The organism is Sphingorhabdus sp. Alg239-R122, assembly GCF_900537065.1.
In the GTDB taxonomy this organism is placed as follows: Bacteria; Pseudomonadota; Alphaproteobacteria; order Sphingomonadales; family Sphingomonadaceae; genus Alg239-R122.
On record NZ_UNRC01000003.1, the window covers coordinates 81287 to 100443 of the forward strand.

Annotated in this window: 19 protein-coding genes and 1 pseudogene; 10 read left to right on the top strand and 10 right to left on the bottom strand. The window is 51.4% G+C overall.

Annotated elements, in window-relative coordinates:
* Nucleotides 1-130: 130 nt before the first annotated feature.
* Together G6Q15_RS04285 and G6Q15_RS12310 are read left to right on the top strand one after the other, a co-directional pair.
* The gene (locus tag G6Q15_RS04285; RefSeq protein WP_164116031.1) at nt 131-1597 is read left to right on the top strand and encodes a flippase; all 1467 of its coding nucleotides are present in this window, start codon (nt 131-133) and stop codon (nt 1595-1597) included.
* 208 nt (nt 1598-1805) lie between these two features.
* Nucleotides 1806-2114 (top strand): annotated as a pseudogene (locus G6Q15_RS12310) (CatB-related O-acetyltransferase); the annotation flags it as partial.
* A gap of 102 nt (nt 2115-2216) precedes the next feature.
* On the opposite strand, the gene G6Q15_RS04295 reads toward G6Q15_RS12310, so the two are convergent.
* The 3 genes from G6Q15_RS04295 to G6Q15_RS04305 are packed head-to-tail and all read right to left on the bottom strand — an operon-like array spanning nt 2217 to nt 4898.
* On the bottom strand, nt 2217-2882 hold the full coding sequence (locus G6Q15_RS04295) for a methyltransferase domain-containing protein (protein ID WP_164116034.1): 666 nt from the start codon (nt 2880-2882) through the stop codon (nt 2217-2219).
* Nucleotides 2883-2937: 55 nt separating this feature from the next.
* Nucleotides 2938-3876, bottom strand: coding sequence for a sulfotransferase (locus tag G6Q15_RS04300; protein WP_164116036.1), 939 nt, complete (start codon nt 3874-3876; stop codon nt 2938-2940).
* Nucleotides 3876-4898, bottom strand: coding sequence for a glycosyltransferase family 2 protein (locus G6Q15_RS04305; RefSeq protein WP_164116038.1), 1023 nt, complete (start codon nt 4896-4898; stop codon nt 3876-3878). Before G6Q15_RS04305 ends, G6Q15_RS04300 begins: the two co-directional genes overlap by 1 nt.
* 106 nt (nt 4899-5004) lie before the next feature.
* Between G6Q15_RS04305 and G6Q15_RS04310 the strand changes: the two genes are divergently transcribed.
* From G6Q15_RS04310 to G6Q15_RS04340, 7 genes are all read left to right on the top strand, one after another.
* Entirely contained in the window at nt 5005-6042 is a 1038-nt protein-coding gene (locus G6Q15_RS04310) for a peptidoglycan bridge formation glycyltransferase FemA/FemB family protein (RefSeq protein ID WP_164116040.1), read from the top strand.
* A 4-nt stretch (nt 6043-6046) separates the two neighbouring features.
* Complete coding sequence (locus G6Q15_RS04315) at nt 6047-6709, top strand: polysaccharide deacetylase family protein (RefSeq protein ID WP_164116042.1); 663 nt, start codon at nt 6047-6049, stop codon at nt 6707-6709.
* Nucleotides 6710-6834: 125 nt separating this feature from the next.
* Complete coding sequence (locus tag G6Q15_RS04320; RefSeq protein WP_164116044.1) at nt 6835-8106, top strand: O-antigen ligase family protein; 1272 nt, start codon at nt 6835-6837, stop codon at nt 8104-8106.
* 3 nt (nt 8107-8109) lie between these two features.
* The gene (locus G6Q15_RS12275; protein ID WP_164116046.1) at nt 8110-8622 is read left to right on the top strand and encodes an acyltransferase; all 513 of its coding nucleotides are present in this window, start codon (nt 8110-8112) and stop codon (nt 8620-8622) included.
* A gap of 15 nt (nt 8623-8637) precedes the next feature.
* Nucleotides 8638-9816, top strand: a complete 1179-nt coding sequence (locus G6Q15_RS04330) for a glycosyltransferase (protein WP_164116048.1) — start codon at nt 8638-8640, stop codon at nt 9814-9816.
* Nucleotides 9816-10583: a WecB/TagA/CpsF family glycosyltransferase gene (locus G6Q15_RS04335; protein WP_164116050.1), complete on the top strand. Its 768-nt coding sequence runs from the start codon at nt 9816-9818 to the stop codon at nt 10581-10583. Before G6Q15_RS04330 ends, G6Q15_RS04335 begins: the two co-directional genes overlap by 1 nt.
* Complete coding sequence (locus G6Q15_RS04340) at nt 10576-11475, top strand: sulfotransferase domain-containing protein (RefSeq protein WP_164116052.1); 900 nt, start codon at nt 10576-10578, stop codon at nt 11473-11475. The genes G6Q15_RS04335 and G6Q15_RS04340 overlap by 8 nt, the downstream gene beginning before the upstream one ends.
* 2 nt (nt 11476-11477) lie before the next feature.
* On the opposite strand, the gene rfbA is transcribed toward G6Q15_RS04340, so the two are convergent.
* The 7 genes from rfbA to G6Q15_RS04375 form a co-directional block, all read right to left on the bottom strand.
* On the bottom strand, nt 11478-12344 hold the full coding sequence (rfbA, locus tag G6Q15_RS04345; protein ID WP_164116054.1) for a glucose-1-phosphate thymidylyltransferase RfbA: 867 nt from the start codon (nt 12342-12344) through the stop codon (nt 11478-11480).
* Nucleotides 12341-13231 carry a dTDP-4-dehydrorhamnose reductase gene (rfbD, locus tag G6Q15_RS04350; protein ID WP_164116056.1) on the bottom strand — a complete coding sequence of 297 codons (891 nt, stop codon included), beginning with the start codon at nt 13229-13231 and terminating at the stop codon, nt 12341-12343. Before rfbD ends, rfbA begins: the two co-directional genes overlap by 4 nt.
* A gap of 3 nt (nt 13232-13234) precedes the next feature.
* The gene (rfbB, locus tag G6Q15_RS04355) at nt 13235-14314 is read right to left on the bottom strand and encodes a dTDP-glucose 4,6-dehydratase (RefSeq protein WP_164116058.1); all 1080 of its coding nucleotides are present in this window, start codon (nt 14312-14314) and stop codon (nt 13235-13237) included.
* A gap of 66 nt (nt 14315-14380) precedes the next feature.
* The gene (gene rfbC, locus G6Q15_RS04360; protein WP_164116060.1) at nt 14381-14938 is read right to left on the bottom strand and encodes a dTDP-4-dehydrorhamnose 3,5-epimerase; all 558 of its coding nucleotides are present in this window, start codon (nt 14936-14938) and stop codon (nt 14381-14383) included.
* Nucleotides 14939-14975: 37 nt separating this feature from the next.
* A complete protein-coding gene (locus G6Q15_RS04365; RefSeq protein ID WP_164116068.1) occupies nt 14976-16439 on the bottom strand; it encodes an exopolysaccharide biosynthesis polyprenyl glycosylphosphotransferase in 1464 nt (487 codons plus the stop codon).
* Nucleotides 16440-16627: 188 nt separating this feature from the next.
* Nucleotides 16628-17608, bottom strand: a complete 981-nt coding sequence (locus G6Q15_RS04370) for a calcium/sodium antiporter (protein WP_164116070.1) — start codon at nt 17606-17608, stop codon at nt 16628-16630.
* Between the two features lie 113 nt (nt 17609-17721).
* Nucleotides 17722-18027: a putative quinol monooxygenase gene (locus G6Q15_RS04375; RefSeq protein ID WP_164116072.1), complete on the bottom strand. Its 306-nt coding sequence runs from the start codon at nt 18025-18027 to the stop codon at nt 17722-17724.
* A 236-nt stretch (nt 18028-18263) separates the two neighbouring features.
* Between G6Q15_RS04375 and G6Q15_RS04380 the strand changes: the two genes are divergently transcribed.
* The gene (locus G6Q15_RS04380) at nt 18264-19115 is read left to right on the top strand and encodes a cyanophycinase (protein WP_164116074.1); all 852 of its coding nucleotides are present in this window, start codon (nt 18264-18266) and stop codon (nt 19113-19115) included.
* The last annotated feature ends 42 nt before the right edge of the window (nt 19116-19157 follow it).

Genomic DNA, 19157 nt, shown 5'->3' on the forward strand with positions numbered 1-19157 from the left:
GGCGCTCCCCGATATGCAATTCCTGTATTGAATTTTGCAGGAAGTGCATAAACAAGCAAAGCTGAATATAAGATTGCACTTGCGCTCGGAAGAAAAACAAACAAAAGGGGCGCAAAAGAAGGATGTGGCGTTGAGCATTGGGAAAAATACGGCGTATAATATAGTAGGCGCGGTCGTGCCGCTAGCGCTCGCATTGCTCACAATACCAATATATATCGACCTTGTCGGGATAGAACGTTACGGCGCGTTGGCCATCGCATGGTTGATTCTGGGTTATTTCGGGCTTTTCGACCTGGGCCTTGGCCGCGCCACTGCACAGCGTATTGCTGCCTTAAAACATGGTAGTGCAGAGGAAAGGTCGGACGTTTTCTGGACTGCGGTTGTTGTCAATATTGGCATGGGTCTTGCCGGCGCAGTGATCCTATATTTCGCGGCACGTTATTTTTTCGAAGTGCAGTTTAAAATTGACGAGAATTTACGTCCTGAAGTCATGCAGGCAGTGCCATTCCTGGCGCTGGCTGTTCCTGTTGCCACATTAACGGGCGTGGCGTCTGGCGCATTGCAAGGGCGCGAAAAGTTTCTGGAAGTGAATGCCGTCACCATCATTGGCACTTCTTTGTTTCAGCTATTGCCGTTGATGATTGCGCTATATTACGGGCCGACGCTCAAATGGCTCATACTTGGCGCGATTGCCGCAAGAATTATCGGATTGCTGATATTCCTGTCCCGCGTTCATAAAAACCTGCTCGCCGGTATTACGCCGCGTTTTGACAAGAGCCAATGGCTTGCACTGCTGAAATATGGCGGCTGGGTTACTATAATTTCCATTATAAGTCCCTTGCTCGTCGTCGTTGACCGGTTTTTGATAGGGGCCATGATTTCGGCTGTTGCGGTTACAATTTATACCGTCCCGTTTGAGATCGTACAGCGTATATCGTTATTGCCGCGTTCACTGGGTAATGCGCTCTTTCCGCGCATGGCCTCTGCTACTGCGGAAGAGAGCCGCCAATTATCGCGCCGTGGCCTCTCTATAATGAGCCTCCTCATTACGCCGCCTGTTCTCGTTCTTATATTTGTTATAGGTCCGTTTTTGAACATTTGGGTTGGGCCTGAAATTGCTGAGCAGGCGACACCAATAGGCTGGATATTGCTTTTGGGTTACTGGATTAATGCCTTTGCTATCATTCCGTATTCGCGGCTTCAGGCGATGGGTCGGCCGGACCTTGTTACAAAGGCATTGCTCGCGCAGTTGCCATTCTATCTCATTGCCATGTACTTTGGGCTTACACACTATGGGCTTTTAGGCGCAGCAGCAGTTTTTTCTGTCCGTTGCCTCATCGACTATGTCATACTATCGTGGATTTCAGACGGGAGGCCGCAAATGTCGAAAATCATGCGTTATTGCGCGCTTATTGTGCTCCTCTCGGTACTCGCGATCGTGTATCTTCCCGGCCTTTCGGTGCAATGGTGGGCGGCATTTTTGATAGCAGGGCTCGCTGTGGTATTTGCCGCGATGCGGTACATGCCCGCCGATCTGAAGCCCCTGATTGCAAAATTTGCCCCGGCTTTCCTGATGCGCCGTATAAGGTTTCGATGACATGCTGAAAAAACTGAAAGCAAAGATAGCACGGCGCTTCGGCCAAAAGACGGGTGTACGCCTGTTACAGCAGGCCTTTCCCGAATATGACATTGGTGCGCATAGCTATGGCGGGCTGGAGGTGCGCAAATTTGACGATGTGACGGGCTTGAACATCGGGAAATATTGCTCGTTCGCGGCAGAGGTTCAGGTAATGCTTGGCGGTGAACACCGGCATGACTGGGTGACTACCTATCCGTTCAATGTGGTTGATGAACGGCATAGCGCCTTTACCGGGCATCCAGCGAGCAAAGGCGATGTTGTTATCGGCGATGATGTCTGGATCGGCCGCGAAGCAATTATAATGTCAGGCGTTACGGTTGGGACAGGCGCGGTAATTGCTGCACGCGCATTGGTGGTAAAAGACGTGCCACCCTATGCGATAATAGGCGGCAATCCGGCCAAGTTGATCAAATATCGATTTGATGAAAAAACCATCGCAAAACTGCTTGAAATCGCATGGTGGGACTGGCCAGAAGACAGAGTTTCAAATGCGATGGCTTATTTGTTAAATACTGACATCGACGCTTTCCTAAAAGCCGCTGAGGCTGGAGAAGTCTAGAGCAGCAAAGCCCGTGGTTTAGCTAGCTTCATTTCTGGCAACTACAATATACTGTCTGTCTGTAAAGCTATTGAATAGACCCAATGTCATTGTACGGAACAATTTGATCTTGCCTCCGCCAACTGCTGAACTGACTGTGTTTTCCACCTTCAACCCCGATGACGATACAAGCTCCATGGCTGTTGCGCGGACAAAGAAACGCAAGTGCGTACGATCCAATATGCCGGCGTCACGATATGTCCACTGGTTTTTGAACAGGAGAGGGAAGAGCGCACGGTAATTGCGCACATTCGGAATGCTCGCAACAAGCACACCGCCAGGTTTGAGGCTTTCATGCAATTTCTTGACTGTTGCCCATGGGTCGACAAGATGTTCGAGGATATCGAGGGCAAGTATCACGTCCATTTTACCTCTTTGCGAGATAACATGGTCGATGAAAGACGCGTCTTCCAGGTTGCCTTGAAATGAAAAGTCGAGATCGATTTTCGAATCCGTGTTGTCCACCAAATCCGCAACTCCGACCTGGTCAACCAACCCCATTTCCTTCGCCGCAAACGCTGTCGCGCCGACGCCGCCGCCAAGGTCCAGCAGTTGTCCGCCGGTTTTTGGTATATGCGGCAGTACATCGTTACGTATGTGGTCGTGATATGTTGTACGAAATTCGGTATCAGGAGTATTCTTCATACTGGCTCCCTTAGTTAGCACGTCGGTCAAATGCAAAACGATTCTGACTTTTCAATCAGCTATCGATGATATTGTTACCCGTTTTTGCAATTGCCATCTCTTCCTCTTCGCCAAGATGCCGGGATGGCGGAGGAGAGAATTTTTCCGGGATTGTGTGCCTGGGAGCAAGCTCCACTCCATTGTTGGATAGAAAGTCAGCGATTTTATCCATCGTGGCCGCAGGATCATTGCATATTTGCGCATAATCCAGGCGCAATAGCTTTTGCGCGCCGACAGCCACAATGTCCCTGTTGATGTCCTGATCAACACCGATGACTTGTGCCGTGGCGCGGGCAACGTCATTCTCGCCAATGTAATCTCGTGCAATGGACGGGCGCACTGACCACCAATGGTCGCCGTCATGTGCGGGGCCGCCTTCCTTGCGTTCTGCACGTACAATTGACCGAACATTGCTTGCCACATCGCGGCGGACATGGATGAAAATGGCATCGGGCCAGATTTTGTGCATCAGGTGGAGCCGGTTGGAATGCATCACATTTTTGTTGAGAAACGGCGCGTCCATAATGCCCGCCAACCCGCCCGTCAGTGCGCGCAGATCCGGGATATGCGTTTCATCAAAATCACTGCCATCGGTCCAGTCGCCATCGGCAAGCCAGCGCCGCCAGACCCAGCCACCTTCATTGGGTGCGCCCCATCCCGCGATATGGCCGAAACGGCTGGTAAAATTCCCGCGCCATGCTGTGATGCGCGACTTGCCCAGCCATGTCGCGGCAAGCGGCATCAGGTAAAACCGGTGGGCAAGGTTGGAAATATAACTGAAGTGAAACCGGGTTATCATCAGCTCATAAAGCAAAGAAGTGCCCGACCGGGGTGCACCGATGATGAATATCGGCGGTGAGCTGTTTTTTGGCGCCGCCGCGCGTAAAATCAACTCCAGTGGAAACAAAGCCAGATGCACCACGAACCTTATGATGGATATGGCAAATTTTTTCATTACGAAATTTCCGAAGGAGCGGGGCGGGAAATGGCCTGTCCTTTGGGAAGGTTCACGATTGAGCGCATTTCAAATTTTAGGCGGGCGAGCCAAGGCTTTGCGCTTTCGTCCCAGCGAAACCCGTTCAAAATAGCTTTGAATCCGTAATAGGGCAGGCGCACAAGATCGCGGGCAAGCATGAATAATGTACCGATCCATGCGGCAAATGCGCCGCGTGTAAAGCGCAGGAACAAAATATGCCCGCGCGTCATTTCAACCGCTTTCCACTCGCTCATATGTGCTGTGCTGGCGGCGCCGTGGTGCAATATTTCCACGTTCGGGTTATAATGAATGTCCCATCCCGCGCGTGTGGTGCGGCGGCACCATTCGCTTTCCTCGCCATACATGAAAAACCGTTGGTCCAGCCCGCCGATATCTTCAAATATTTTTCTGCGCGCCAGCATGAAACAGCCAGAAACTGCATCAACACTGTTAATTTCGCCGCGTGATAGATCGGCATAGCGCAAGTCTCCAAACAGGCTGGTTTTACGCATCCACAGGCTGGGCATGAAAATAATGAAAAACAATTGTGTCAGGCTTAGATAGCGGATCATGCTTGATTGCTGGGTGCCATCATCCAACCGCACCAGAGGTCCCATGATGCCAATATCCGCATTTTCCTCCATATAACGTATGGCCGTTTCCAGACCGCCCGGATGCACGCGTGTATCGGGGTTGAGCAGTAATATGTAGCGGCCACTGGCCTTTTCAAATCCGATGTTATTGCCAAATGCAAACCCGCCATTGGCCGGGCTGTCAATCACCGTGATATTCGGGAAGCTTTCTCGCAGAGCCGCGGCACTGCCATCTTTAGAGCAATTATCGACGACGATAATCTCGACATTCAGGTCGCCTCTATGGTCCAGCACGGAGGCGACGCATTCGATTGTCATCTGCCGGGTATTATAGCTGACGATAACGACGGACAGGTCGATATCCGCAGACACGGGCGGCAGGTCGAGTTTTGTTTCTGCCTGCTCCAAAATAATACTCCAGCCCTTAAAATCGTGCGGTAATGTGTTTCACAGCCCCGATATGGGAGGCAGCGCGCTATTTCAATAGCTTTCCGCATCGGCTATGCGCGCCCTAATGTCTGAAAACAGCCTTATCCTTTCGCGAGTAGATGATTCGCAGGCCGATACGCTGATTGGCGAATTTGCCGATGCAAGCTGGCGGCAATGCCCGGCCTATGCCTGCGCCGCCGCCGCGCAAATTCGCGCTGTGAGCGAATATGTAAAAATTACGCATGGTGATGAACTGGTGGCGCTTGCCAATGTTCGTATTAAAAAACTGCCAGTGGTGGGGACGGGTATTGCCTTTATCAGCCATGGACCGATGGTGGTGCGCAAAGGCGGCGAATTTGATGGCGTTGTTTTTTGCGCTGTGCTGCGTAAATTGTCGGAATATTATTCTGAAACACGCAAGCTATGCCTGCGTATTGAGCCGCATGTATATGCAGATGCCCTGCGCGATGCGGTCAAAACGGGTTTTGCAAATGCCGGTTTTACGCGGCAGGCTGGCAATGGATATCAGACTTTCATGATCGACCTTGCGCCCGACTTGGAAACCTTGCGCAAAAAACTGAATGGTAAATGGCGGACCGATCTTAACCGCGGTGAGCGGGGAGGCCTGCGGATTACCCGGTCGAGTGAAGCGGAGGATTTTGATCGTTTCGCGCCTTTATTGGAGCAGTTAGCTGATAAAAAAGGGTTTTTAGCACCGCAGGATGCGAAGTTTTTCAAAAATGTCGCGGCGCAGGCCGGGCTATCTGACAATATTACCGTGCATCTGGCATGGAACGGAGATGAATTGGTGGGCGGCCATATTGGATCTTTCACCGGTGATACGGCAGTATATTTGCTAGGCGCAACAACCGATAAAGGTCGCAATTTGCGTGCATCCTATGTCCTGCAATGGGCGGTTATGGAACATGCAAAATCACTCGGCATGGCCCGCTATGACCTTGGCGGTGTTGATGAAAAGGCCAACCCGGCAGTGCACCGCTTCAAAAAGCGTATGGGCGGGATTTTTGTAGAAAATCTGGTAATTTGCGAGAAAATGCCAGCGCAGCCCCATTCAGCGATCATAAAGGGTGCAGAGTATCTGTACCGAAAGATCAAGGGGTAGCCAAATGGCCTTTATTCTGAACTTTCACGGCATCGGCAATGTGCAGCGCGACTATGAAGATGGCGAAGAGCCATATTGGATCGATGAGCTGCGTTTTCGCGAATGTCTTGATATTGTGCAGTCTGCCGATCAAGATGTCATGCTGACATTTGATGATGGCAATGCTTCCGATTATTTGATCGCCTATCCGGAATTAATAAAACGGGGACTGTCCGCGATATTTTTCGTGCTGGCGGGAAAAATAGGAACGGGCGGATATCTGACAGCGGAGCAGGTACGCGAAATAGATAATCACGATGCGATGGCGCTTGGCACGCACGGTATGGACCATCAGCCCTGGCCTGACCTTGATAATGATGAACTGACGCGCGAGATAGAGCAGTCGCTAAGCGTCTTGTCTAACATATGTGGCAGACCGATCACTGCAGCGGGCCTGCCTTTTGGAAGATATGATGGCAGGGTCCTCAAAAGCCTGAGGCAAAACGGAGTGCATGAAGTTTATTCGAGCGATGGTGCCGCAAAGATTACGGGAATAGCGCCGTTTCCCCGTTTTTCCATTCGCCGGGACACGGATATGCGCGCTCTTGGTAAAATGATTAACAGTCCGCCAAGCCTGATTGCGCGGACGAAAAACGAACTGCGAGCCTGGATCAAGGCGCATAGATAATTTTACACGGGATGGGGAAATGGCGTTATAGACGCTATTTCATTCGCCAGCACGAACCGCTAAGGCGATGATCTGATCAATGGGAAAAGATTTTGGCAACAGCTGCGATTGACATTACCAGGCCTATGACACGGAAGACGCAGCGTTCGGCTAGTCTTGTGCAGATATTGCCAGCCGCTTTCTTTTTATATGCGACATTATTGCCGCCTGAAGTAGCGTTCTATGCGGGTTCATTTCGTATGGGCGCATATCGTATTGCCCTGTTCCTTTTGGTTCCCTGGGTTTTTACGCAGCTTGTGACTGGAAAAATAAAATTCGGTTTTATCGATTTGATGATGTTGATTACTGCACTTTGGTTACCGGTATCATTTGCGCAAAATTATGATGTAAGCGTTGGCATAGAAGCCGGAGGAAGTCAGACGATTGACATGATGCTCGCCTATTTGGTGGGACGCTGTTCATTGAATAATTTTGAAAGTTTGCGCCGATTGCTGATCATAATTTCGCCCGGGCTTTTAATCGCAGGCCTTTTGCTTGTCGGTGAAAGCATTGGTGGCTCTCTTTTTGTCAGACAAACAGCGCAATCCATATTTGGTGCGGCAGGAGAAGTAGGGTCCAATCTTAATTTTGAGAGGCGTTTGGGGCTAGTCAGGGCCTATGGTCCCTTTTCACATCCGATCCATGCAGGTGTTTTCATGTCTGCATTTTTGCCGGTATTTTTCATGCTCTTTCGGAATAAAATTCGCCAATTTAGTGGTTTCGGTTTTGGGATTTTAGGCTTTTTCTCCCTGAGTTCTGCAGGATTTTTGGCGATGCTCTTGAATATAGCTTTGCTTGGATATGACTGGCTACAGAAAATTGTCCGCGATATAGGATGGAGACTCGCATTGGTTGTTACGGCGACAATGGCGTTCCTAATCCAGATGTTCTCTGAGGGGGGCGTTATATCAGTAATATATAGATACCTTACCTTTAACCCCGGCACAGGGTGGTACAGGACTCAAATCTGGAAATATGCAAGCGATGACGTTTTGGCCAATCCCTGGTTCGGTATCGGGTATGAACCCTATACACGCCCGCCCTGGTTCTGGGGCAGTAACAGCATTGATGCACATTATCTGTCAATGGCTGTCAAATATGGCCTTGTCCCGGCATTGCTTTATTTCCTGATCGCCATTGCGGTAGTTGTTTTGTTATCGCGTGCTGCACGGCAAAGTGCATTGTCAACTCAGCGCGATGTGTTTGTTGGTCTTGCCATTGCACTTTCCACAATCATTATTGTCATGTTTACCGTGGCGTTCTGGGGTGCCATACTTGCATGGTTCAATTTTATGCTGGGCCTGTCGCTTTCACTTGCACGAAACCGGCGCAATACCACGCGGCCTATAAGAAGGTAGAATATGCGCCGGATTGCTTTTCTTCGCGAATTTCTGCTCTGGATCAGGATATTTTACCTGCGCAAGATACGCGGTCTGGATATCTATCCAACGGTACGCATGTCGATGTCGGCAAAAATTGACCAGTCATTCAGGGCGGGAATTCATATTGGAAAAGATAGCTATATCGCATTCAATGCCCGCGTTATGACACATGATTTTACGCGCGGATTATACCTGCATACACGCATTGGTGAAAACTGTTTCATTGGCGGTGAGAGTCTTGTTCTGCCGGGCGTAACAATTGGCAATGGCTGTATAGTTGGCGCTGGGTCGGTGGTGACCAAAGATATACCGGATGGCTGCGCCGTGGCGGGAAATCCCGCACGTATTATAGCAGAGAATATCGAAGTGGAAAAATTTGGAAGACTGGTGGCCGCGGATGAGAACGAACGTAAGTTACGTGAAACTGACCCGGATGCAGCCAAATTATCAGATAAAAAGTTTCGTAAGAAAATTCAGGGCAAAAACGGCTAGAGTAGCCCTTTACCAATGACCATAGTCCATATCTCGACTGATTATCCGGATATATTTGTTCCGGCAAAAACGCATGCCATCAAAAACCTTATGGATGTGGCGAGCGGCGATTATGCGCAATTCATTTACAGCCTGAACCGGATAAATATCTCCCTGGGTTCTGCTAGCCTGGCGGCCTTGAAAGGCTGGAAAATTGACGAAGTGGATAGCGGACAGGATGGCATCGCCTGTCTGACATATACTGCGCCCTCCAAGGGCCTATTCCTGAAATCAGTTATGACTGCCATTGCCAGACATATTGTACGGGATATTCAGGTACGGGGGATAAAGCCGACCCTGATACAGGGGCATAAACTGAGTATGGAAGGCATTATTGCCTATCATGTGGCACAGGCGCTTCAGGTGCCTTTTGCACTATCGGTGCAGGGCAATAGTGACCGGACAATATTGAATGTCCGGCGTGATTTATGGCCATTGTATCGCAAAATATTCCACGAAGCGGCTATCATATTCCCCTTTACGCCATGGGCACTGAAATATCTGGAAAGTGTGCTCGGTAAAAGGGTTCCCCCTACGGTTATGCTGCCATGCATTACCGGACAAGACGTGATCATTGAACCCCGCAACACCAAGCCCGTTATTGTCAGCGCTTTTCACCTGCGGCACTGGCGGCTTAAAAACCTGCCAGCTCTCATCGCCGCTGCTGTGCATATGCAATCTGCCAATCCGGATTTTGAACTGCACATCATTGGGGGCGGTGAAGCGGAGCATATTGCCGAAGTTGAAGGGCAGATCGCCAAATCAGGTGTTACCAACATTCGGCTATTGGGCGCTATTCCACATGACCAGATCCAAAAGGTGATGAATCGCGCGGCTGGCCTTGCGATGCTTTCGCACCGGGAAAGTTTTGGCATGGTGTTTGTGGAGGCGCTTTTGGCCGGGTGCCCAGTGCTTTATCCCGAAGATGCGGCGATTGACGGCTATTTCGATGACAATGGGTTTGCAATAGCGGTGCCGGCCAATAACCAGGCCGCGATCAACAAGGCGTTTGAGAAACTTGTGCGGGATAATGCAGCGCTGAAGGAAGAACTGCAGGTATGGCAGCACGGCGAGGGCGCTTCGTTTTTCCAGAAAAAACAGATAGCCGCGAGCTATATAGCCGGACTGAATGCAGCCACGAGTAGGGACAATTGATGCGTACTAAATTACTTGGCACACCGGTTGACATTCTGGATTTCGACAAGACAGTCGCCAAGGCGGAACAAGCGATCATCTCGCGCGAACAATGTGTGCATGTGGCATTGAATGTCGCGAAATTTGTTAAGATGCGCGATGATGCGGAACTGCGCGCTGATGTCACTGGTGGTGACATTATAGGTATTGACGGCATGGGTATCGCATGGGCGCTGAAGTTTTTTGGTGTTAACAATGTGACGCGCGTTACTGGGGTTGATTTGATGAGCGCTATGCTGAATCTGAGTGCTGAAAAAGGGTATAAGCCATTTATTTTGGGCGCAAAACAGGAAGTTCTGGATACGGCCATCTCCAATGCCAGCGCACGCTGGCCAGGGCTGAAAATGGCAGGTAGCCGCAACGGATACTTCGGTCCGGAGGATGAGGCGGGTATTGTGAAGCAGATTAATGATAGCAATGCTGACTGTCTGTTTCTTGCCATGCCCACACCGAAAAAAGAACGGTTTCTGGCGGCCTATGCAAAGTCCCTGAATGTACCTTTCATCATGGGGGTAGGGGGTTCGGTTGACGTACTCGCCGGGCATGTCAAACGTGCGCCGGTCTGGATGCAGAAATCGGGGTTGGAGTGGTCGTACCGGCTTTTGCAGGAGCCGCGCAAAATGTTTCGTCGTTATGCTTCCACAAATGGACGTTTTTTGTGGATCATACTCAAAGCCCGCATGTTAGGAAGCGGGTTAAAATGGCAAGGTGGAGAACAAAATGGGTAAGCAGCCGTGGACACCAAACTTGATTATGCCAGGGGTTGCAAAATGCGGCACCACTACCCTGCATGACCTATTGGCCGCGCATCCACAGGTGCAGAGCGGTATTGAGAAGGAAGTAAGATTCCTGATGGATGAAAATGAGACGCAGCCGCGAGAAACTGACATTCACAAACATGGGACTGAGGGCTGGCAGACACGTTATCCCAGTGAGGCAAGGCAGGGTACAAAAATCTGGATTGATGCAACGCCACAATATCAATATCAAAAAACAGCCTATCAGGTTGTTAGTGACTTGGCTGAAAAGCCATATATTCTTATTATCGTTCGGCGGCCATCTGACCGGCTATTTTCGATGTACCAATATGCTAAATACCATCAGAAGACGACCCCGTTCATCTCAGATTTTCCGGCTTTTATTAAAGCCATCCGGGGCAGGCCAGACGATCGATTACGGGATCAGACAATGCTTTATAACGCATGGCCTGATACTGATTACGCTACTTTGTGTGACAATTGGTCGGCAATGGTAGGCAAGGAGAAATTCATGTGCGTCAGCCTGGAAGACCTGATCGCGGATCAGAATGCAGTGCTGTCGAAAATTGCCAGTTTTCTTGCCATAGACCTGGCAGCATATCCGGAAACAGCGCAGTCACAGGCGAACCCGACAGTTGTAACAAAAAGCCGTGCATTTCGTATTGTCGGAAGCAGGGTGGCCCGGCATTTGCCCAATACCGGTATATTCCGCAAGCTGAAAGACTTTGGCAAACAAATGAATAGTGGTTTGATTGATAGGTCGGAAAAAGCCGGCAATGAGTCACTTCTTGCCGAAATTGACACAAGTTTTGCGGATTCCTGTAATCAGGCCAGAGCGAAATGGGGGATTGAGAATCTGTAAAGCTATGCTTTTGCCAATTTCAGCAGGTATTGGCCGTAGCCGGTTTTGGCAAAAAATTTGCCGCGTTCGATAAGCTGGTCACGGTCAATAAAGCCCTGCTCATAGGCAATTTCATCAAGGCTTGCGACCTGTTGCCCGGTACGGTGCTGTATGGTGCGCACAAACTCCGACGCCTCAAGCAGGCTGTCATGGGTGCCAGTATCGAGCCATGCATAACCACGTCCCATCTGCTCAACGAACAGATCGCCGCGTTCCATATACATGCGGTTAAGGTCGGTGATTTCCAGCTCGCCGCGGGCAGATGGTTTCACCTGCTTGGCAAGGTCACTCACATCGCTGTCGTAGAAATACAGACCCGTGACAGCCATGTCTGATTTGGGCTGGGCCGGCTTTTCCTCAATACTGAGCGCCCGGCCTTCATCGTTCAATTCAACCACGCCATAGGCGGTGGCATCATCCACCTGGTAGCCGAACACTGTTGCTCCGGTACTACGGCCAGCGGCATTCCCCAGCAGCTTCTGCAAGCCCGCGCCGAAGAATATATTATCTCCAAGAACCAGACATGCGGGGCCGCCCGCCAAAAACTCTTCGCCGATCAGGAAAGCCTGCGCCAGGCCTTCGGGCTTCGGCTGTACAGCGTACTGGATATCGAGACCGAACTGTGAGCCATCACCAAACAGGCGTTTGTAATTATCCACATATTCGGGCGAGGAAATAATCAGTATTTCGCGAATGCCTGCCAGCATGAGCACCGACATAGGATAATAGATCATCGGCTTGTCATAAATGGGCAGCAGCTGCTTGTTTATCGCAAGTGTCGCAGGGTGCAGGCGCGTGCCGGAGCCGCCTGCCAGAATAATGCCTCTCATGGCCGTTCCTTAATCAATATATCCAGAATGTCATCAACCGCTTCCTGCCATTTTCTGGGCTGGATAGCAAAGTCATGGCCGATTTTGGCTGTGTTCAGCCGTGAATTGGCGGGCCGCTTGGCCTCAGTAGGGTAATCGGCAGTGGTGATCGCGTTCAGTTTCGGTGTTTTCAGTCCTGCTCTGGCTGCGCGCGCAAATACATATTCGGCAAGGCCGTGCCAGCTGGTTTCACCGCCATTTACAAAATGGTAGATGCCGGTTGGCGCTTTCTTGTGCGCGAGCAGGCGCAGCGCTATCGCCTGCAATGTCTCTGCAATATCCGCGGCGCTTGTTGGGCAGCCGATCTGGTCCGCGACTACGCCTATCTCGTCACGCTCACGCCCCAGTTTCAGCATGGTTTTGATAAAGTTCTGCCCCTGTGGGCTGAGCACCCAGGCGGTGCGCACTATCACGGCTTTGGCCCCGCTGCGAATTACAGCCTCTTCGCCCGCCAGCTTGGATGCACCATAGGCACCTAGCGGCCCGGTCGGATCTTCTTCGGTATAGGGCGCATCTTTTGTGCCATCAAAAACATAATCGGTCGAAACATGTACGAACGGGATATCATTGTCTGCGGCGTAGCAGGCGAGGTGGAAAGGCGCATCCGCATTGATCGCGGTGGCAAGATCAGGCTCGCTTTCCGCCTTGTCGACAGCGGTATAGGCCGCGCAGTTTATAATTGCGCCAAAGGGAGCGCTGGCTTCCAGATAATCAAGTATGGCGATTTCATCAGACAGGTCCAGCTCATCGCTGCCTGGCACGTAGAGGTAATTCCCCTTGGGCCAGTCCATACGCGACAGCGCCATGCCGACCTGCCCCGTACCGCCAGTGATGAGGATATTGGGCATTGCCTAGGCCTGCCCTGCTTTATCGAGCCCAAGCCTCTCGCCGCGATAGGCGCCGGATAAAATGTCCTGCCACCATTTCTCATTGCCCAGATACCAGTCTATCGTCCGCTCCATACCGCTTTCAAACGTTTCGGATGGTTCCCAGCCCAGCTCATTTTTGAGCTTGCTGGCATCAATAGCATAGCGGAAGTCATGGCCGGGACGATCGGTCACAAAGCTAATTTGTTCGCGGTAGCTTTTGCCATCGGCGCGCGGACGGATGCGATCGAGCGTATCGCAGATAACCTCAACCACGCGCAGATTGGTCTGTTCGCTATTGCCGCCAACCATATAGCTTTCACCGGGAGTTCCGCCCTCAATCACGGCAAGCATGGCGCGGACATGATCGTCAACATAAAGCCAGTCACGCACGTTGCTGCCATCGCCATATACGGGGAGAGGCTCGCCCGCGAGGCATTTGATAATCATCAGCGGGATCAGTTTTTCGGGGAAATGGTATGGCCCGTAGTTGTTTGAGCAGTTGGTAAGCAGAACGGGCAGACCGTAAGTGTGGTGCCATGCCTGCACCAAGTGGTCAGATCCTGCCTTTGAAGCTGAATAGGGACTGCGCGGGTCATAGGCCGTTTCTTCAGTGAAAAAGCCGCTATCTCCCAGTGCGCCAAAAACCTCGTCAGTCGAGATATGGTGGAAACGGAATGCGGCCTGACCTGTTTCATCCAGCGTGCGCCAGTGATTGAGCGCGGCAGACAGCATGTTGAACGTGCCGACCAGGTTAGTCTCGATAAATGCGGCCGGGCCTTCGATAGAGCGGTCCACATGGCTCTCGGCGGCGAGGTGCATCACTGTATCAGGTTGAAATGCCCTGAACTGCTCTGCAACTGCTTCTGCATCACGAATATCGACCTGTGCGAAATTGTAACGGTCATTGCCGGCTACGCTGTCAAGTGAACTGAGATTTCCGGCATAAGTCAGCGCATCCAGGTTAAGCAGCGTATGCCCGGTATTTTCGATAAGATGCCGCACCAGCGCGGAACCGATAAAGCCCGCGCCGCCGGTAAGCAGAATTTTTCTTTTCTCTGTCATATGGCCTTCAATGGTTTGGAGGCGAATCCGTATCGCCCGGTATTGCGCGATGTAATAGCAAAGCGTTTAGAATATAAAAGGATTATCAAACCCGGCCAGACCAGGGTGCTCTTCGTCTTTGCCTGACAGTATTGGCCCGCTATCTGGCAATGGCCATGGCAGGTCGATGCCGGAATCATTCCATGCAATGCCGCCATCGCATTCGGGGGCATAATAATCGGTAACTTTATAGGCGACTTCTGTGTCAGCGGTTAGCGTGACAAAGCCATGTGCAAACCCCACCGGAATATAGAGTTGCCGTCCATTTTCAGCGCTTAGTTCAGCTGCTGCCCATTTTCCATAATCGGGCGAACCTTTACGGATATCGACCGCCACGTCCCAGATGCTGCCCGTTACGCAGCGCACAAGCTTGGCCTGCCCATGTGGAGGCGTCTGGAAATGCAGGCCGCGCAATGTGCCGAGCTCGGCGCTTTTGCTGTGATTATCCTGCACAAATGTAACATCTGCGACATGCGCGCGGAACCAGTCGTCGCGAAATGTTTCGCTAAACCACCCGCGGTCATCACCATGGCGTTTGGGCGCGATAATCTTCACATCACGCACGTTTGTATCAATAAGTTGCAAAGCCGGTTATCCTGTCTGAGCCGCAAGGGCAGGGCGCTTAAAAGGCGTTTTTATGGACCAGAACGCGAAAGGTCAAAAGAACGATCTTAATATCATTCCACAGCGACCATGTCGTGCGGTATTCCAGATCGGACTGCAGGCGCCCTTCCAGATCAGAGCGTTTTTCCGTTGCACCCCTGAAACCGCGTATCTGGGCCAGGCCGGTGAGACCGGGTTTGATGGTGTGGCGATGCCAGTAACGATGGTCAATATCCCAGAACAGGGCATCTTCCGCTGTCGAACCCACAGCATGGGGGCGCGGGCCGACTACACTCATATCGCCCATTAGGACGTTAAAAAGCTGTGGCAACTCGTCAATACTTGTCTTTCGGATAAAGGCCCCGACTTTCGTCACACGGCTGTCCGTACGTGACGTGGACTGCTCACCATGAGCGTCGCATTTTTCTGCAGCCATGCTGCGGAACTTCAATATACTGAACGGTCGGTTGCCAAGGCCAATGCGCGATTGTTTGAAAAGCACAGGGCCGGGTGATTCCAGTTTGATCGCTATCGCCGTAATCAGCATCGGGATGGCGAGAACAGGAAGCGCCGCAAAAACAAAGGCAATGTCGAAAGCACGCTTCAGCAAGCGCTGGTTCCATTTGAGCGGTCCGCTTGACACTGTCAAAGCGACTTGTCCATCATACCTTGTCATGGATAGTGGCGCGAGTACAGCCAGTTCGGGCATAATAATTTGCCCGTTCACGTCCAGCGCTTTTAGTGCATGCGCCCAATCATTACGGTGTTCGGGTTTGCAGCGGACAATGACATAATCCATGTCCTGTACGGCAAGGCCAAGCCGCTGGATGTTGAGCGGATTGGATGAATCGGGGTGGATACCATTAACTTTGGCATCTATCGCGTCCGCGCTATCTTGCTCTTTCATTTCAACACGGTCGTAAATGACGAGCTCCGACATGGGATTTCTGCCCAGCATCTTCCATGCGATTTGACGGACCAGCAACCGCCCGCATGCGATAAGGACAATCGAACCGACGGTGCCCATGGCAAAGATAAGACGGGAAAACTCTGCCCCCACTTTCAGGAAGAAAAGCATCAGCATCACGGCTGCCACTGCAAAAATCAGGGACAATGTACCACGTTGCAAGCTGGTACCAAACTTGACCAGCGCCCGGATATTATAGGCGCGGTTGTTGAAAGCTATACCAAAATAGATAGGAATTGTGACAACCAGCAGGTTGAAAAGCTGATCTGTATTAATACCACCCAGACGGACAATGCAGGCAATCGTAAATGCGGTAATTATCGCGGTAAGGTCCAGCGTCGCAGCAAGCAGCGAGAGGGCAACGCGCTTTCTCCCCTTGCCCCTTGACTGAACGGCCACCTGTGTTTCCGGATTAAGCACGTGGCCATCATAGTCTTCGCCCGCGGAAAATGCCAGCAAAGGCTCGCCGGGCGCAGACGCGCTGGATAGCCGATTGTCATTTGCACGCGAAGCCATGGATAATCCTTAGTTTTATCTGATGGAGAGGGGGAGTATTCCCCCTAGGCGCGATACAAATTGCATATCAAGCAGAACCGTTTGGTCACGCGCTCGTATGTGCTTATAGCGTGATGAAGCGTGAAATTCCAGCTTATGTTGCTAACTGTTACAATTGTATAGGAAATTTTACGACATATATTGGTGTCTCAGGTCGAATTTGCGATGGTTAGCGCAAGATAGGCTGCATAGGCGGCCAGTAATATAGCGCCGGACATACGGCCAATAATTTTCCGGGTGCTGATGATCAGCAGCAATGTCAGGCTGGTAGCAAGCAGTATCGGCACGTCGAAACCAACAACGGCTGTCGGCAGGGGGCCTGGGCTGGCAATTGCTGTCGCGCCGCCTATACCCAATATATTATAGATATTCGATCCAGCTATATTGCCTAGTGCAATTTCACCTTCACCGCGCCATGCGGCAATAACTGACGTAATCATTTCGGGCAGCGAGGTGCCGATCGCAACTATGGTGAGCCCGATAACGGCTTGCGACAATCCGATATAGGTTGCAATGGTAACAGCGCCGCTGACCAGTAATTTGCCGCCCAGGATAAGCAACACCAACCCTGCGACTGTCATCAGCACCGGCTTGGTCCACCCGGTAGCTTCCAGATTGGTTTCGGGTAGGGTGATCGAATGTGCCGCACCCTTGTCATAGGCAGCACCATGGGTTGGCGCATCATGGGTTTCTTCATAATAGGCATAGCCTAAATATGCGAATAACAGGCATATCAGCGCAATACCTGTCATGACCGATATCAGGCCGGATACAGCCAACAGCCAGAGCAATATGGATATGGCAAAACCAAAAGCTGCGTCGCGTTTCAGCCCGTTCGCGTCCAGCACAATCGGTGCCGCAAGGGTGGCTGCGCCCAATATGAATACACTGTTCGAAATATTGGAGCCGACAATATTGCCCCAGGCAACATCGGGCGTTCCGTCAATCGCCGCCTGCAGGCTGGTGACCAGTTCAGGCATCGAAGTGCCGAAACCAATGACAACCAATCCGATGATAAGCGGTGATACACCCATGCGTTCCGCCAGTTGCACTGATCCGCGCACCAGCACTTCTCCCCCGCCAAATAATAGCAAAAGTCCGGCTATGACTGACAAAACGGATAGAGTCATTCGTTCAAGGCCCTTTTAGGATTAAGGAATGCACAGTAGATAATACTGTCTCTCAATGGCTTATAGCCTGGCAGTGCTCCAAAGCGTTATAATTTATGGATATGTGCAACAGATCAGGAATTGCCAGGATTTACCTCATCGGAACTGTAAATTTTTAACTCAGGCGGCGCAGACGATAATCGTATTAATGCATCCGCAAATTCGCGCGATGCAGGGACGGCAAAATGGGCCATCAGTGCAGACATATCGGCCCAATATTCAACAAAGACAAACCTGCTTTCATCTTCAAGGTCGACATGAACGTTATGCGCGATGCACCCTGGTTCGGCGCGTGAGCGCACAACATGCTCCAGGCTGAGCTGTGATATCCGGGCATGCGTTTCCCGAGATGATGTGACGCTGCCAATAACAATGATCATGATGCCCCCTCATATATATTTCGTAAGTATATAGGACAGTCCCGGATGGAAAACGAGCCTAAGTGTAATTTTAGCCTGCCTTATTGGATATAAACCCCGCACAGCAAAGGGGCTGTTCGAACAGAAATGCTGCACCTAGCTACTATTGGCTTGGCCTTTTCCAGAATGCTCTGTAAATCTGGCAGAATCACAACAGCTGGCGTGACCAGTATTTTTGAGTAGGCTAGGAAAAATAAATGTGCCCTGCGATAGTTAGCCAAGGGAGCCAGCGCGGATATATTATCCCGATAGGCGGTGGCGAAGACAAGGATGCCAACCCGGTCATCCTGGAACGGTTTGTGGAAATCGCCGGTGGGCAGGATGCGAATATTGTTGTCTTTCCAACTGCTTCACGTCTGGAAGACACTGGCCTGCTCTATGAACAGATATTCGAAAAACTGGGTGCGGGGACTGTCAGCAGTATCCCGATTTCCAGTCGTGAGGATTGCAACAACCCTGAATTTGCCGAACGCTGCTCGCAGGCAACCGGGATATTTATCACCGGCGGAAACCAGCTGAGGCTCAGCACCATTTTGGGCGGGACAGCGGTCGCGCAGATGATCCGGACCTGCAATGCCAGCGGTGTGCCGGTAGCGGGCACGTCTGCGGGCGCGTCGATTATGTCCGAACACATGATGGCAGGTGGCGCTTCCGACCAGGGGCCGTCCGAAGGCGGCGCGACGCTGGCACCGGGCCTTGGGCTCACCAATGCGGCGGTGATTGACCAGCATTTTTCCGAACGCAACCGGCTGGGCCGGCTATTGTCGGCGGTTTCGCTCAACCCCTTCCTGCTTGGCATGGGGATAGACGAGGACACGGCGGCATTTATTGGCCCGGACAGTGTGATGGATATTGTCGGCAGCGGTACGGTCACTATCGTTGATGGTAGCGATATGAGCTATTCATCGGCGCATTCGGCGGGGCGCAGCCAGGGTCTCAGTATGCTGGGGCTGAAACTGGATATCCTGCATGAGGGATGTCACTATGATCTCAACATGCGTGAGGCATTTCCACCGGTAGAGGACGATCACCGCGTTTGCAGTCTATAAAAAGCGCACAAATATCGGGGCTAACAGGTAAGGGGAACAACC

Coding starts and splice junctions, on each gene's coding strand:
- G6Q15_RS04370 (WP_164116070.1), bottom strand. CDS start 17,608: ATGACTCTATCCGTTTTGTCAGTCATAGCCGGACTTTTGCTATTATTT.
- G6Q15_RS04315 (WP_164116042.1), top strand. CDS start 6,047: ATGGCCTTTATTCTGAACTTTCACGGCATCGGCAATGTGCAGCGCGAC.
- G6Q15_RS04375 (WP_164116072.1), bottom strand. CDS start 18,027: ATGATCATTGTTATTGGCAGCGTCACATCATCTCGGGAAACGCATGCC.
- rfbD (WP_164116056.1), bottom strand. CDS start 13,231: ATGCCCAATATCCTCATCACTGGCGGTACGGGGCAGGTCGGCATGGCG.
- G6Q15_RS12275 (WP_164116046.1), top strand. CDS start 8,110: ATGCGCCGGATTGCTTTTCTTCGCGAATTTCTGCTCTGGATCAGGATA.
- rfbA (WP_164116054.1), bottom strand. CDS start 12,344: ATGAGAGGCATTATTCTGGCAGGCGGCTCCGGCACGCGCCTGCACCCT.
- G6Q15_RS04335 (WP_164116050.1), top strand. CDS start 9,816: ATGCGTACTAAATTACTTGGCACACCGGTTGACATTCTGGATTTCGAC.
- G6Q15_RS04310 (WP_164116040.1), top strand. CDS start 5,005: ATGTCTGAAAACAGCCTTATCCTTTCGCGAGTAGATGATTCGCAGGCC.
- G6Q15_RS04300 (WP_164116036.1), bottom strand. CDS start 3,876: ATGAAAAAATTTGCCATATCCATCATAAGGTTCGTGGTGCATCTGGCT.
- G6Q15_RS04380 (WP_164116074.1), top strand. CDS start 18,264: ATGTGCCCTGCGATAGTTAGCCAAGGGAGCCAGCGCGGATATATTATC.
- G6Q15_RS04320 (WP_164116044.1), top strand. CDS start 6,835: ATGACACGGAAGACGCAGCGTTCGGCTAGTCTTGTGCAGATATTGCCA.
- G6Q15_RS04340 (WP_164116052.1), top strand. CDS start 10,576: ATGGGTAAGCAGCCGTGGACACCAAACTTGATTATGCCAGGGGTTGCA.
- G6Q15_RS04365 (WP_164116068.1), bottom strand. CDS start 16,439: ATGGCTTCGCGTGCAAATGACAATCGGCTATCCAGCGCGTCTGCGCCC.
- rfbB (WP_164116058.1), bottom strand. CDS start 14,314: ATGACAGAGAAAAGAAAAATTCTGCTTACCGGCGGCGCGGGCTTTATC.
- G6Q15_RS04330 (WP_164116048.1), top strand. CDS start 8,638: ATGACCATAGTCCATATCTCGACTGATTATCCGGATATATTTGTTCCG.
- G6Q15_RS04295 (WP_164116034.1), bottom strand. CDS start 2,882: ATGAAGAATACTCCTGATACCGAATTTCGTACAACATATCACGACCAC.